This is a genomic window from Hymenobacter roseosalivarius DSM 11622 (assembly GCF_900176135.1).
GTDB lineage: Bacteria > Bacteroidota > Bacteroidia > Cytophagales > Hymenobacteraceae > Hymenobacter > Hymenobacter roseosalivarius.
The window spans coordinates 82,353-95,537 of sequence record NZ_FWWW01000039.1 but is presented as its reverse complement, the minus strand read 5'-3'; the positions used below and the strand labels follow the sequence as shown (position 1 = coordinate 95,537).

Below are 13,185 nucleotides of genomic sequence, written 5' to 3'. Positions count from 1 at the left end.
AATACGCGATGCTATATTAGCCTGTTGATAAAATTCCTACTTTACGGCCGTCAAGCGCGCCTCCATGACTTCGCTATTCGCTTCAAACCATCCTTTTCCGGCGCTGGGGGGCTTTTTTTCTGCCCCTGGCCCCGACGCCATTACCGGTACCACAACCCGCTAGACGGGCTGCGCTACCTCGCTTTGTCTTGATGTTTCGCAGCCCGTCGCCGGCCGCTTCCTGCCCCGAAGCTCAGCCGGTCCCGACGGGCTTTTTCGTGCCCCGCTTTTTGGTGGTAGCTGCTGTATCAACCACCAGCCCAGTCTTATTATCTCACTTCCTGGCTCTCACTTCTAAGCAAGCTATGCAGGTCTTAAAATTCGGGGGTACATCGGTGGCTACGGCCCTCAACCTCCAGCGCGTAGCGCGGCTCGTGAACACGGCCGCCCAAACGTCGCCCGTGGTGGTGGTCGTGTCGGCGCTGGGCGGCACCACCGACGCCCTGATTGAAGCCGGCCGCCTGGCCGCAGCCGGCTCCGAGGAATATCGTGCCTGCCTGCAGACGCTGGAAGACCGGCACCTGGAAGTCGTGCGCGGGCTGCTGCCTATCCCGGATCAAAGCGCGGTGCTGAGCCTGGTAAAAACGCACTGCAATGAGCTGGACGGCCTCTGCGACGGCATATTCGCGTTGGGCGAGCTGTCGGACCGGACGCTGGACCGGCTGATGAGCTTCGGCGAGCTGCTCTCGTCGCGGCTGTTGGCGGCCTACCTGAAGGCCCAGGGTATTACCCACAGCTGGCACGACAGCCGGCAGCTCATCCGCACTGATTCGCGCTTCGGTTTCGCAACCGTCGATAGCGGGGTGACCAGCCAGCAGATCCAGGCCCTGGTAGCCGCCCACCCCAGCCCGATCTACGTAGTACCGGGCTTTATCGGCAGCGATGCGCGGGGCGTAACCACCACGCTGGGCCGGGGCGGCTCCGACTACACGGCAGCCCTGTTCGCGGCGGCCCTGGCGGCGGAGCGGCTGGAAATATGGACCGACGTGAGCGGCATGATGACCGCCGATCCGCGCCTTATAACGCTGGCGCGGCCTATTCCGCACATCTCCTACCAGGAGGCCATGGAGCTGTCGCACTTCGGGGCCAAAGTGCTGTATCCGCCTACCGTGCAGCCGGTCAGGAGCCAGGGCATCCCGCTCTGGATCAAGAACACATTTGCCCCCCAGGATGCGGGCACGCTGGTAGAAGTAAGTCCGCCGGCCAACAAGGATGTGGTGCGGGGCCTGTCGAGCATCGCGCAGCTGGCTTTGCTGAATCTGGAGGGCAGCGGCATGGTGGGCATTCCGGGCTTCTCGCGCCGGCTGTTCGGGGCGCTGGCCCAGCAGCGCATCAACGTGATTCTCATTACCCAAAGCTCCTCGGAGCACTCCATCTGCGTGGCCGTCCGGGCGGCCGAGGCCGGGCCCGCGCAAACCGCGGTTGATGAGGAGTTCAGCACCGAAATAGCCGCCGGCAAAGTGGAGCCGCTGCGCTGCGAAACCGACCTGGCCATCGTGGCGCTGGTGGGCGACAATATGCGCAACCACCCTGGCATCAGCGGGCGGATGTTTAGCGCGCTGGGCCAGAATGGCGTGAACGTTCGCGCCATTGCCCAGGGCTCGTCGGAGCGCAACATCTCGGCGGTAATTCGGGCTGCTGACGTGCGCAAGGCCATCAACGTGCTGCACGAGGCATTTTTTGAGGCGACAGCCAAGCAGGTAAACCTGTTTGTGGCGGGCGTGGGCAACGTGGGGGGCAAACTGCTGGAGCAGTTGGCCCGGCAGCAGCAATGGCTGCGCGAGAAGCTGCGCCTGAACCTGCGCGTGGTGGGCGTGGCCAACAGCCAGCGCTTCGTGCTAACGGAGGGCGGCGGCCTGGAACTGAACGACTGGCCGGCGGCGCTGGCCCAGGGGCAGCCGCTGGATTTGCCGGAGCTGGTTCGGCAGCTGCTGGCCCTCAACCTGCGCAACACCGTGTTCGTGGACGTGACGGCCAGCGCTGACGTGGCCGACATCTACGCGGCCTTGCTGGCCAGAAGCGTGGCGGTGGTGGCCTGCAATAAAGTCGCCTGCTCCTCGGAATACGTGAATTATGCCCACCTGAAAGCCCTGGCGCGGGAGTTCAACACGGAGTTTCTGTTTGAAACCAACGTGGGCGCGGGCCTGCCCGTCATTGGCTCGCTCAACGACCTGCTGCGCAGCGGCGACCAGGTGCGCCGCATCGAGGCGGTGCTGTCCGGCACGCTCAACTTCGTGTTCAATCATTACGATGGCACCATACCCTTCGCCGAGGTGGTGCGCCAGGCCCAGGCCGAGGGCTACACCGAGCCCGACCCGCGCCTGGACCTGAGCGGCACCGACGTGGCCCGCAAAATCCTGATTCTGGCCCGCGAAGCCGGCCAGGAAATGGAGCTGGCCGACATTCACAACGAGTCATTTTTGCCCCCCGCCTGCCTGGCAGGCGACGTGGAAGCATTTTACGAGCAACTGGCCCTGCACGAGCCGCACTTCCGCGCTCTTTATGACGCGGCTTCGGCCCAGGGCCAGCGGCTGAAGTTCGTGGCCCGCTACGCCGATGGCAAAGCCAGCGTAGGGCTGCAGGGCGTGGTGCCGGGCCACGATTTCTACGTGTTGCAGGGCAAAGACAACGCGGTACTGTTCTTCACCAACCGCTACCCCGAGCAGCCCCTGGTGGTCAAGGGCGCGGGCGCGGGAGCCGACGTCACGGCCTCCGGCGTCTTCGCTGATATCATCCGGGCCGCCAGGGCGTAACCTGTAACGCCAGGCTCCCGCTTGGCGAGTCGTGGCTGTCGTTGTTGGAGCGGTTCTCAGGTTCGTGTATCAAGTCGCCCTCCGCGTGACCCCACCCCCGGCCCCTCCCCTCCGGGAGAGGGGTGAGTTCTAGTGAAACTTACGTCTGCCCCCCCCCTCCCGGAGGGGAGAGGCCGGGGGTGGGGTCACGCGGAGGGCTTTTTTCAACTAAACAACGATGTGCGCGAAGCGGAAGCCCGTCTTTGCCGTCCTTCGGGTCGCGCTACAAACAACGACCGCCACGACTCCCCAAGCCAGAGCGTGGGATTACATTCGCTTTATGACTGATTTTCTGACGCTGTACTCACCGGCTACCGTGGCCAATATGGTCTGTGGGTTTGATGTGCTGGGTTTTGCCCTGGAAGCGCCCTGCGACACCATGCACCTGCGCCTGACCAACCAACCAGGGATAACAATCGAGCATGAGGACGACTTCAATCTACCAACCGAACCAGCGCGCAACGTGGCGGGGGCGGCCCTGTTGGCTTTGCTGAAAGCGGCACCGGCGGGCACGGGCTTCGAGGTGCGCATCCGCAAAGCCATTCTGCCGGGCAGCGGCATTGGCAGCAGCGCGGCCAGCGCAGCGGGAGCCGTGGTGGGGGCCAACCGGCTGCTGGGGAGCATTTTTTCGCGGGAAGAGCTGGTGCGCTTCGCCATGTTCGGGGAAGAAGTGGCCTCGGGGGCCCGGCACGCCGATAATATCGCGCCGGCTATTTACGGCGGCGTCACGCTGATTCGCTCCGTCGAGCCGCTGGATGTCGTGCCCTTGTCGGCCCCGCCCCTGCATGTGACGGTAGTGCATCCGCAGATAGAAGTACGCACCGCCGACGCCCGTCAGATGCTCAAGCAGCAGGTGCCGCTGAAGGCCGCCATCCGGCAGTGGGCCAACGTAGCCGGGCTGGTAGCGGGCCTGTTGCAGGCTGACTACCAGCTTATTGGCCGCTCCCTGGAAGACGTGATTGTGGAGCCCGTGCGCAGCATCCTGATTCCGGGCTTCGCAGCCGTAAAGGCCCGTAGCCTGGAAGCTGGCGCGCTGGGTGGCGGCATTTCCGGCTCCGGGCCGTCCATTTTTATGCTGAGCAAAGACGAGCCGACGGCCCAGGCCGTAGCCGCCGCCATGCGTACCGTATACGAGCAGCTGGGCGTCGATTTTCACATCCACGTCAGCACCATCAATCCAGCGGGCGTACAATTTAAAGAGTAACGCATAAGCAAACGTATAGTAAAAAGGCGGTCATGCTGAGCTTGTCGAAGCATCTCTACCGCTTCGTTGCAATGCTATTCAAACGAAGCGGTAGAGATGCTTCGACAAGCTCAGCATGACCATACGGTTACTTATAGCCTGATACTCGCTTTGCTCGTGCGCCAAGCGTTACTTGTCTGCAAGCCGTGCTACTTTTCTGCCCTTATGCGCTACTATAGTCTTAATAAGCAAGCTCCACCCGTTGACTTTCAGGCCGCTACCATTGCTGGCCAGGCCCCGGATGGCGGGCTCTATTTCCCAGAGCATATTCCGCGGTTCTCGCCGGAGTTTCTGGCCAATCTGAAAACGATGAGCCGGGCGGAAGTGGCCTTCGAGGTTATCCGGCCCTACGTGGGCGAGGCTATCCCGGCGGCTGTGCTGCGCGGCATCTGCGCCGAAACCGTGGATTTTGCGTTTCCCTTGGTGCCCGTAACCGAGCGGATAGCCGCGCTGGAGCTGTTTCACGGGCCGACGCTGGCCTTCAAGGACGTGGGCGCGCGGTTTATGAGCCGATGCCTGGGCTACTTCTCGCGCCGGCAAACGGCTCCGGTCACGGTGCTGGTAGCTACCTCCGGCGATACGGGCGGGGCCGTGGCCGATGGGTTTCTGGGCGTGGAAGGCGTGGAAGTGGTCATTCTGTACCCGTCGGGCAAAGTCAGCCCTTTGCAGGAATTACAGCTTACCACGCTGGGCCAGAACATCAAGGCCCTGGAAGTGCGTGGCAACTTCGACGACTGCCAGCGGCTGGTAAAGCAGGCTTTTTTGGACCCGCTGCTTACCAAGCACCTGCAGCTTACTTCCGCCAACTCCATCAACGTGGCCCGCTGGCTGCCCCAGCAGTTTTACTACTGCTACGCCCTGCAACAATGGACGCCAAAAAGCCCCCCGGTGATAGCGGTGCCCAGCGGCAACTTCGGCAATATCTGCGCCGGCCTGCTGGCGCACGCCTCGGGCCTGCCCATCGGGCATTTCGTAGCGGCCTGCAACGCCAATTCGGCCGTGGCCGACTATCTGCGCACTGGCACCTTCACGGCGCGACCCGCCGTCGCTACACTTTCCAATGCCATGGACGTGGGCAGCCCCAGCAACTTCGCCCGGATTCTGGAGCTGTTTAATCAGAATCATACCACTGTAAGTCAGCTTGTTAGCGGAGAAATGGTTTCCGATGCAGAAACCACGGCCACCATCCGGCGCGTGCATCAGCAAACCGGCTACCTGCTGGACCCGCACGGGGCGGTGGCGTTTTGGGCGCTGGAAGAATACCTGCGCGGGCACCCGGCTGAGGGCGGTATTTTCCTGGAAACAGCCCACCCGGTGAAGTTTCCGGAAGTGGTGGAGGCCGTGGTTGGGGCCGCGGTGCCGGTGCCGGCGGCGGTGCGCGGGCTGCTGAGCCGGACGAAGCAAAGCATTCTGCTGGAGCCGGAGTACGCGGCGTTGCAGGCGTTTTTGCTCCGGTAGCAGCCGCGCCAAAACCTGAAGGCAGTGCGGCTGGTAGTTAGGGGGTGCGCTGGTTGTCTTTTCTTTGTCTTGTCGATTTTTTCTCTCCTCATGCGCTATACTTTCCGCCCGCTGGCCGGGGCTTTTCTACTGCTTTCCGGGCTGCTGAGCGCCTGCTCTTCTGACCAGATCGAGCACATCCGCAACGGCAAGAAAATCGCTATCGTGCTGGAAAACATGACGGTGAAGCGCATTATGCCCACCGATCTGCTGCGCGCCACCCGCTGGGCCGGCGACTCGCTCACCGCCCACGCCGACCGGGAGCTGCGCCGCGTGCTCAGCACCAAGCTGGACAGCGGCGGCCTGGCGGCGGCCCTCCCCTACTGCCGCCCCGAAACCTACGCCGCCGTCGACTCGCTGGCCAGGGTGCTGGAAGCCACCCCGCGCCGCCTGAGCCAGCGGCCCCGCAACCCGCGAAACCAGGCTGATTTGCCCCCCGACCAGCTTCACCCCGATACCGTGCGCCTCGTCAGCCGCCTTAGCGCGGAACAGTTTAGCTATCAGCGCCCTATCATTCTCAACGACCAACTCTGCCTGCGCTGCCACGGCCAGGTAGGCAAGGACATAAGTGCCGCCGATTACGCGCTGATTAAGAAGCAGTATCCAACTGATAAATCCGTGGGTTTCCGGCTGGGTGAGCCCATGGGCGTCTGGCGGGTGCAGCTGCAACGGTCGGGCGTAGCGGAGTTTTACACCATGAAAACGCGGAAAATTATGAAGCCGCGGCCGAAGCTATTTTAGGTGTGCGACGTGGTACTACGACTTTGGAGTCGTAGTACCACGTCGCCCTATTTTGCAAGTGACCGGGACTTTTCGCGCGCGGCATAGTTTATAGGCAGATTTGCCCCCAGCGCTTCATTTTACTTACTTATGACTACTACCGCGCCTACCATTATCGTCGGGGCTGGCCTGGCCGGCCTGGCCTGCGCCACTTACCTGCATCGCGCCGGCCGGCCCGTGCTGGTGCTGGATGCCGCCGACGCCGTGGGCGGCCGCCTTCGCACCGACCTCACGCCCGACGGCTTCCGCCTCGACCGGGGTTTTCAGGTGCTGCTCACCCGCTACCCCGAAGTAGAGCGCCTGCTCGACTACGGCGCGGCCGACCTGAAAGCGTTCAGCTCCGGGGCCGTTATTCGCTTGGCTGATGGACGCGAAACAACCCTCCAAAACCCCTTGCAGGCTCCACTGGCCGCTTTTACGGCCCTGACCGCACCCATCGGCTCCCTTACTGACAAGCTGCGGATTCTGCGGCTGGCGCTGGCGGTCCGCGCCCAGACCAGCGAGCAGCTGCTGGCGCGCCCGGCTACCGACACGCTCACCTTCCTGCGCCGCTACGGCTGGAGCGAGCAGATCATCGACTCCTTTTTCCGGCCGTTTTTCGGGGGCGTCTTTCTGGACCGTTCTCTGAGCACGGCAAGCAATTTCTTCGAATTCGTGTTTCAACAATTCGTCATAGGCGAAGCCGTGGTCCCGGCCCGTGGCATCCAGCAGATACCCGAGCAGCTGGCTGCCCGCCTGCCCGCCGGCAGCGTGCGCCTGTACACGCTGGCAGAGGCCGTGGGGGGCAATTTTGTGCGCCTCAGCAGCGGCGAAACGCTAGCGGCCAGCGCCGTAGTGGTAGCCACCGATGGAGAATCTGCCGCCCGACTTTTGCCCCCCAGCGCACCTGCTAGCCCTCCATTAGTCTGGCGTCGCACCACCTGCACCTACTTCGCCGCTGACCGTTCCCCCGGCCGCGGCGACGGCCTGCTGCGGCTGAATGCGGCTCCCGATTGCCTGGCCCACAACGTGAGCTTTCCCAGCGACATAGCCCCCGAATATGCCCCCCAGGGCCGCACGCTCGTGTCGGTGAGCACTCATGACGAGTATGGCTTGGATGAGGCTACGCTTACCGCCCGCCTGCGCCAGGAGCTTACGGCCTGGTTTGGGCCCGAGGCGGCGCAGTGGCAGCATTTGCGAACTTATCCTATTCCGTACGCGCTACCGGTGTACCCGGCCGGGCAGGCGCACCGGCAGGCGCTGCGGGTAGCCGGGAATCTGTACCGCTGCGGCGATTACGCGGCGTATCCGTCGCAGAACGCGGCGCTGGCCACCGGGCGCGAGGTGGCGGAGATGCTGCTGGCAAGCTAGCTTCAGAGCAGGCTACGAGCTAGTGTATTTGTCAGGGCTTTCCCTGATTCAGATTCTCTGCGGTGGCCCCTGCAAGAGTTACGGCTTGATTGCTAGCGTGCTGGCAGTATAGCTGCCGAGCAGGCCCAAACCGTTTTGAATGTTGTTGGCTACGGGGGCCGAACTAATCAAGATATTATCTCCATACGATTGCTTTTCCAAGGCTCTAACGTACTCGTAGTAGGCCTTCGAGACGCGTGCCACGCGCACGTAAGTCGTCTTTTCGGCGCTGTTTTCCAGGCGAAATCGCAGCTTTAGCGCCTGCCCGTTGAAAAGCCTATCACTAAAAAAGGAGCGAACCTCCATGCTGAACTCCGCCTCGAAGGGCGACAGCAAGGTTAGGCTCACGTACCGGTTGTAGGGCTTGTTGTTATTCGACCGGTCCACGTCAGGCGTGTAAGCCTGCACGTAGTAGAAATCTTCCTGGGCTGCAACGTCGGTTAGTACCAGAGAGGCTTCCACAATGAAGAAACCGGGGCTGGACGAGGGTACTTTCGTGGCACTCACCTCACTCAGTACGGGCACTGCTGGCAGCTCAGTGGTGGCGCGGGCGCTAGGGTAGCCGGGGGCGCTCACCCGGACTTCGTACGGCTGAAGCTCCTGCGGGCGGCGGGTACCACGGTGGCGGCCCTTGCTTACTTCTTGCAACTCTTCCACGTATTGTCCGGCCCGGTACACTTGCACGGCAGCGTTCTCAACTGGTTTGTAGGCTTGGTTGGAAAAGATAGTCTGGTTGGCGCTTACGTCCACCGCAAACAGGCTGTCCGGGTTCAACACACTATTGATTACCAGCGTTGGTTCGGGCTCCGGCAAGTTCAGCTCAACCACGGTTTCGCAACCCGCTAGTAGAATCATTAGCACTGGCAGCCAGTATTGTAAGTTAGTCAATGGGCTCATTCGTGCTTTCTTAGAAGGTAAATCCATAGCTGAAAGAGGGCAAAATGGGGAACAGCGACACCTGATACAGCCGCCGGGGCGAGGTGACACCGAAGCCGGCAAATGAGTTGCTCAGGCGCACGTAGTAAGGATTCTTACGATTGTAGGCGTTATAAACCGACACGTTCCAGGTGCGTGCGCCCCACCGTTTTTCCTTGGTGTGCGTCAGGCTTAGGTCGAGGCGGTGGTAGGCGCCCAGACGGTAATTGTTGCGCTCCCCGATATAGTCCACGGATTGCACGGAGGGCGAAAAACTACGCGGATCATAAATCGGCTCGTTATACGCTTGGTAGGAAGTAGTGGGCAGCGTCGTAGCAAAGCCCGTGCGGTACACAAAATTGCCCCCCAGCGTCAGGCGCTTGGTAAGCTGGTGGTTGGCCACGAGCGACACGCTGTGGCGGCTGTCGTAGCTGTAAGGGTATTTCCGATCGAAGTTGATACCCGGCAACTGCCGCCACGACCAGGCCAGCGTGTAGCCCAGCCAGCCCGTAGTTTTGCCTTGGCGCTTGCGCAGCAGCCACTCCGAGCCGTAGCTCCAGCCCTTGCCGCTCACGAGTCGATCTTCGTAGGGCGCCGAAATCAGATTAGCGAAGTTGGTCTGGGGGCCATTTCTGAAAAAATCAGATATAAAATCGGCGCCGTCTTTGAATTCGGTTACGTCGCGCATCTGCTTGTAATAGGCATCGGAGGTTAGCTCCCAGTGTTTGCTTAAGCTCATGGCCGCGCCCAGCGAGGTCTGCCAGGAGCGCTGGGGCTTAACTTTATCGGTGGCCGGCACCCAAATATCCGTGGGGTTGCCGGTCGAGACATTGCTGAGCAGGTGCAGGTATTGCGCCATCGTCACGTAGGAGGCGCGCACGCTAATGCCGCTCGCGGCCGTGTAGCCCACCGCCAGGCGCGGCTGCAGGGAGGAGTAGAAGGTGCCATTTACCGCAAAGCCCGAGGCATGCAGGCCGATACTAGCCTGCACCCGCTCACTTAACTGCACCCGGTCTTCGGCGTAGGCATACACTTCCTGGGCCTGAATGCGGGAGAAGGCATTAGACGTAAAAGTGAGCGTGTCTGCCTTGAGCACAAAGGCTTCGGGGCTGAATACGTGCAAAGTATAGTTGCCGCCAAAACGCACGCGATGCCGGGCGTTCAGATAGTAATCGGCGTCCACTTTTGCCCCCCAGTCGACGATGCTGGACGTATACCTGGAGGAGCGGTTGAGTTGCAGCTCGTTTACTTGCTGGGCAAAATCTGTCCGTTGACTGAAGCTGTACTGGCTGTGAACGAGCGTAACGTTGGTGAACAGCCGGGGGCCAAAGGTGTGATTCCAGCGCAAAGCCCCCGTCACGTTGCCCCAGCGCATGGCAAACTGCTGCTTTTCGACCTGATCCGCAGTCCCAAATTCCTGCTTATCCGAAAATTTATCCTGGCCGCCGTACACACTCAGGTAGAGCTTGTCTTTGGGCGAAAACGTGTGATTCACCTTCGCGTTCAGGTCATAGAAATGATAGTTGCTGATACTCTCCCCACTGAGGGCAGCGGCCGTAGCGGTTAGCAGATCAAGGTAAGTGCGCCGGGCGGCCAGCAGGAAGGAAGTTTTCTCATTCTTGATAGGACCTTCCAGCAGCAGCTTAGACGAAATCAGACCAATGGCTCCTTCGCCCCCAAACTGCTGGTTGTTGCCTTCCTTCAGCCGCACATCTACCACTGAGGATAGCCGGCCGCCATACTGCGCCGGGAAGCTTCCCTTAATCAGGTCCACGCTTTTCACCGCATCCGGATTAAAGACTGAAAACGTCCCCAGCAAATGCGACACATTATAAACCGGCACCCCATCGAGCAGCACCAGGTTTTGCTCCGGCCCGCCGCCGCGCACACTCAGATCGGAGGAGCCTTCGCGCCCGGCCTGTACGCCAGGCAATAACTGTAAGGCTTTCACGGCATCCGCTTCCCCCATCAGGCGGGGCAGCTGCTTTAGCTCCGCACCCCGCAACGACAGCCGGTCAGCTTGCTCCAGGTCAGTAACCTGTGTGCCTATTACTTGTACTTCGGCCAGCTCCTGGGTCAGGGGTTGGAGCGATAAGGCAATCACCGTATCGCGCCGAATAGCAGCCAGCGGCACATCCAGCGGGGCATAGCCCAGGTAGCGCACCTGCAGCTGCACCGGCCCGGCCGGCAGGCGCAGCGAGTAGAACCCGTAGGTGTTGGCACCAACGCCAGCCGCCAACTCCCCAGCGGGCGCGACGCTGGCCCCAATCAGGGCCTCGCCGGAGGTTTTATCGGTCACATGTCCGCTAATAATTATTGTCTTCCTGCTCTTGTCTGGGCCGGGCTGGGGGGCAAATTGCAGCACTATCTGAGGGCCAATAAGCCGGTAACGGATGCCGGAGCCCTGAAATAGCTGGTCCAGCACCTGATGCAAGGGCTGCTGTTCGGCCCGCAGGGTCACTTTCTGTTGCAGGGGCAGCCGATCAGGGGCATAGGAAAAGCGTAGCTGGTAGGTGGTGGTCAGGTCGGTTAGCACTTGTTGGATTGAGCTATCCGTAACCTTCACTGTTACTCGCTGGTTCAGTGGCGATGTTTGACCAAGAGCCGAGAATATCACGGCTATCCAGCCAATGACACCACACAGTAGATGTCTTCTCATAAAGGAATAAAAACCCTGTTATAGCTTAATTAGCGGTTTAGACAGCCAGGCCCCTGAAGCTGATAGACCTGCGCGGCCGGCTTGGTATAGCGCACTTGGAGGGTAGCCTCCAATACTTGCAGCACCTCGTCTAGCGGAGCGTGGTCGAAGGTGCCCGTAAAGCGACAGTTAGCCAGATTTTTATCCGAAAGCCGGAGCGAAACGCCATAATAGTGCTCCAGCGCCGGCAACACCTCACTTAGCGGCTGCCCCGCGAACCGTAGCCGCCCCGACTGCCAGGCCCAGGCATTTTCATCGGCCACGCGCCCCTTGGTAAGCCGATTATTCTGCTTTTCCAGCACCACCCCGTAGCCCGGAGTCACAATAGCTTCTGCGCCCCGCTCACTGGTGAAGGCAACCTTGCCCGTGGCTACCGTCAGCTCCACCGCCCTGTCGGCCTTGTAAGCCCGCAGATTGAAGGAAGTGCCCAGTACCTTGGTCGTGGCCAGGCCGGTTTTGACAATAAATGGCTGCCGCGGATTGCGACGAACTTTAAAAAAACCCTCGCCCTCTAGCTGCACCAAGCGCTCTGCCGCGCTAAACGTAGCCGCATAAGTGAGCGTACTGCCTTCATTGAGCCACACCCGGCTACTATCCGGCAAAAGGACCTCCAGCCGTTTCTTCCCGGATTTCACCACCTGCATAGCGGGGCCGGAGAAAAAGTAAGTATATGTAAACCAGCCCAGACCCAGCAGCACCAGCACCGAAGCCGCAATCCGCATCGCATACGAGTACAGCGGTATCACCTTCGCAACCGGTAGGGGCTCAGTAGCGAGCTGTAGTTGGAGCTTAGCGCTTACCTGCTGCCAAGCGGCATCAATGTTTACCACCCCGCTGATAGGCGGCGCAGTTTTCTCCCAAAGCTGTTTCTGCTGCTGGTATTGGGTCTCGTTGGCCGGCTGCGCAGCGCGCCACTGTTGCAGCTCGCGCTGCTCGGCCTCCGTAGCTTTACTGGCGAACTGACGGGCTGCTAGGTCCCAGTAATAGGTATCCAAAGAGAGTAGATGGTAAAGGGTTGATGAAACCACACCCCCTTCCCTACTGCGCAGAGGTAGACATTTCAGGTGGTTTCTGCTCCTAAGACCAGTGAAAGTCGCCGCACCGCTACTCGCTCCACAAAAAATTTAATATATTCTTATAAAAAGCCCCCCAGTCAGAATTTCTGCCCTCACTTAATCAACTAACCAGGAACAAAAGCAGCCAATTCAGCAACGCCTGCCGAAGAATAGCCAGAGCTTTCTTGATGTGATTATCCACGGTGTTGGGCGAAATACCCAAGAAATCGGCAATTTCCTGGTGACTCATTTCCTCGTAACGACTCAGCAAAAACACTTTCCGGCACATGGGCGGCAGCGTGGTCAGGGTCTGCTCTAGTTGCTGCTGCAGCTCCTCCAATTGCAGGGCTTGGTCGGCGGAGCTGGTCGTTAAAGGTTGTTGTGCTCCGTAGTGTATTGTTAGCACGTTGCGGCGCTGCTGCACGCTGGCGGCGTTGAGTGCTTTATTGATAACAGCTTTATAGAGCCACGCCTCTGGGTTCTCGATAGTCGGCCGCTGTTCGCTGTGCCAGTAGCTGACGAATACCTCCTGTACAATGTCTTCCGCCACGGCCAGGTCGCGCGTGATGCGCTGAACGCGCTGGCAAAGACGCGGGTAATTGCGCCGAAACAGCTCTTCAAAACGCGTAAGCTCTTCCAGATTCTCAGGCACTGTAGGGAATAAATAGCTTAGTTCATCTGAATAGACGCAGGAGCTTATCCTACTATAGAATTACTCTGTAAGACAGTGCAACGCCCACCATATACAGGCTATGAGGCAAGGCTTGCAAAGAACAC

Annotated in this window: 9 protein-coding genes; 5 read left to right on the top strand and 4 right to left on the bottom strand. The window is 60.4% G+C overall.

The window, feature by feature from the left end; genetic code table 11:
• Window positions 1–191 precede the first annotated feature (191 nt).
• From thrA to B9A24_RS02900, 5 genes are all read left to right on the top strand, one after another.
• Window positions 192–2,792 carry a bifunctional aspartate kinase/homoserine dehydrogenase I gene (gene thrA / locus B9A24_RS02920; protein ID WP_234996945.1) on the top strand — a complete coding sequence of 867 codons (2,601 nt, stop codon included), beginning with the start codon at window positions 192–194 and terminating at the stop codon, window positions 2,790–2,792.
• 319 nt (window positions 2,793–3,111) lie between these two features.
• On the top strand, window positions 3,112–4,035 hold the full coding sequence (locus B9A24_RS02915; RefSeq protein WP_084443666.1) for a homoserine kinase: 924 nt from the start codon (window positions 3,112–3,114) through the stop codon (window positions 4,033–4,035).
• Window positions 4,036–4,239: 204 nt separating this feature from the next.
• Window positions 4,240–5,532, top strand: a complete 1,293-nt coding sequence (gene thrC / locus B9A24_RS02910) for a threonine synthase (protein ID WP_084443665.1) — start codon at window positions 4,240–4,242, stop codon at window positions 5,530–5,532.
• A 90-nt stretch (window positions 5,533–5,622) separates the two neighbouring features.
• The gene (locus B9A24_RS02905) at window positions 5,623–6,312 is read left to right on the top strand and encodes a c-type heme family protein (protein WP_084443664.1); all 690 of its coding nucleotides are present in this window, start codon (window positions 5,623–5,625) and stop codon (window positions 6,310–6,312) included.
• A 129-nt stretch (window positions 6,313–6,441) separates the two neighbouring features.
• A complete protein-coding gene (locus tag B9A24_RS02900) occupies window positions 6,442–7,701 on the top strand; it encodes a protoporphyrinogen/coproporphyrinogen oxidase (protein WP_143434728.1) in 1,260 nt (419 codons plus the stop codon).
• A 78-nt stretch (window positions 7,702–7,779) separates the two neighbouring features.
• Here the strand turns inward: B9A24_RS02900 and B9A24_RS02895 are convergent, their stop codons facing one another.
• The 4 genes from B9A24_RS02895 to B9A24_RS02880 form a co-directional block, all read right to left on the bottom strand.
• Window positions 7,780–8,595: a DUF4249 domain-containing protein gene (locus tag B9A24_RS02895; protein ID WP_159451927.1), complete on the bottom strand. Its 816-nt coding sequence runs from the start codon at window positions 8,593–8,595 to the stop codon at window positions 7,780–7,782.
• Window positions 8,596–8,647: 52 nt separating this feature from the next.
• Window positions 8,648–11,314 carry a TonB-dependent receptor gene (locus B9A24_RS02890; protein ID WP_084443662.1) on the bottom strand — a complete coding sequence of 889 codons (2,667 nt, stop codon included), beginning with the start codon at window positions 11,312–11,314 and terminating at the stop codon, window positions 8,648–8,650.
• Between the two features lie 29 nt (window positions 11,315–11,343).
• A complete protein-coding gene (locus B9A24_RS02885; protein ID WP_084443661.1) occupies window positions 11,344–12,348 on the bottom strand; it encodes a FecR family protein in 1,005 nt (334 codons plus the stop codon).
• A gap of 181 nt (window positions 12,349–12,529) precedes the next feature.
• Complete coding sequence (locus tag B9A24_RS02880) at window positions 12,530–13,060, bottom strand: RNA polymerase sigma-70 factor (protein WP_159451926.1); 531 nt, start codon at window positions 13,058–13,060, stop codon at window positions 12,530–12,532.
• Window positions 13,061–13,185: the final 125 nt, after the last annotated feature.

Excerpts from the sequence above, each read along its gene's own strand:
- thrC (WP_084443665.1), top strand. The coding sequence starts at position 4,240 with ATGCGCTACTATAGTCTTAATAAGCAAGCTCCACCCGTTGACTTTCAG.
- B9A24_RS02900 (WP_143434728.1), top strand. The coding sequence starts at position 6,442 with ATGACTACTACCGCGCCTACCATTATCGTCGGGGCTGGCCTGGCCGGC.
- B9A24_RS02890 (WP_084443662.1), bottom strand. The coding sequence starts at position 11,314 with ATGAGAAGACATCTACTGTGTGGTGTCATTGGCTGGATAGCCGTGATA.
- B9A24_RS02895 (WP_159451927.1), bottom strand. The coding sequence starts at position 8,595 with ATGATTCTACTAGCGGGTTGCGAAACCGTGGTTGAGCTGAACTTGCCG.
- B9A24_RS02905 (WP_084443664.1), top strand. The coding sequence starts at position 5,623 with ATGCGCTATACTTTCCGCCCGCTGGCCGGGGCTTTTCTACTGCTTTCC.
- B9A24_RS02915 (WP_084443666.1), top strand. The coding sequence starts at position 3,112 with ATGACTGATTTTCTGACGCTGTACTCACCGGCTACCGTGGCCAATATG.
- thrA (WP_234996945.1), top strand. The coding sequence starts at position 192 with ATGTTTCGCAGCCCGTCGCCGGCCGCTTCCTGCCCCGAAGCTCAGCCG.